This is a genomic window from Mesorhizobium sp. M7A.F.Ca.CA.003.01.2.1 (assembly GCF_003998945.1).
In the GTDB taxonomy this organism is placed as follows: Bacteria; Pseudomonadota; Alphaproteobacteria; order Rhizobiales; family Rhizobiaceae; genus Mesorhizobium; species Mesorhizobium ciceri.
On the sequence record NZ_RZRA01001442.1, the window covers coordinates 1 to 848 of the forward strand.

Consider the following 848-nt stretch of genomic DNA (forward strand, 5'->3'; position numbering starts at 1 on the left):
AAACACCCGAAGAACCGCCACATCCATGGGGGTCGCGGTTCGGCGCCTTCTTATTTTTGCATATAATGATGCGGGCTTGTTGATTGTGCCGGCGCTTTTCTTTATCCAGCGGCGCAACGGAGAGGTGGCCGAGTGGTCGAAGGCGCTCCCCTGCTAAGGGAGTAGAGGTCAAAAGCTTCTCGTGGGTTCGAATCCCATCCTCTCCGCCACCCTACGCCCTGCGGGCTTCGGGTGGCAGGCCACCCGGAACCGCATCGGCGTGGGAGTGTCGCCCGAAGCTACGAAGTAGCGTACGGGGACCATGTGGTACGTGTATTTCCTGCAGCTTCATAATGGCGATGTCTATGTCGGGTCGACAAACGACCTTCGACGCCGGTTCGAATCGCATCAATCAGGCTATGTGACTTCGACCAGAGCCTATCTGCCTGTAGCCCTGAAGACCTATATCGCGGTCGAAACCGAGACCAACGCACGGCAGTTCGAGCGATATTTCAAGACCGGATCGGGCAAGGCTTTCGCCAGTAAACGGCTTTGGCGGACAGAGCCCCGCTGAAGGCCTTTTTATCTATCCATCTGAAATATAAAGAAAAAAATACATGAGAGCTGGGTTTTACCGACCTCCGTTCTCGATTCTGACTGGAGGTCAGAAAATGAACATTAAGAGCCTTCTCCTCGGCTCCGCTGCGGCCCTGATCGCAGTTTCCGGTGCGCGCGCCGCCGACGCCGTCGTCGTCGCCGAGCCGGAACCCGCTGAATACGTCAAGATTTGCGACGTCTACGGCGCTGGCTACTTCTACATCCCCGGCACCGAGACCTGCCTGCGCATCGGCGGCTATATCCGTTATGAC

2 protein-coding genes and 1 tRNA gene are annotated in these 848 nt (G+C 57.0%); all 3 read left to right on the plus strand.

Going from position 1 to position 848, the window contains the following annotated elements:
• Positions 1-118: 118 nt before the first annotated feature.
• Positions 119-209: transfer RNA gene (locus EN969_RS33320), tRNA-Ser, on the plus strand.
• A gap of 92 nt (positions 210-301) precedes the next feature.
• Positions 302-553, plus strand: coding sequence for a GIY-YIG nuclease family protein (locus tag EN969_RS33325; RefSeq protein WP_013532600.1), 252 nt, complete (start codon positions 302-304; stop codon positions 551-553).
• 97 nt (positions 554-650) lie between these two features.
• The coding region (locus EN969_RS33330) for a porin (RefSeq protein ID WP_206525315.1) at positions 651-848 on the plus strand (198 nt) is incomplete at its 3' end.

Coding starts and splice junctions, on each gene's coding strand:
- EN969_RS33325 (WP_013532600.1), top strand. CDS start 302: ATGTGGTACGTGTATTTCCTGCAGCTTCATAATGGCGATGTCTATGTC.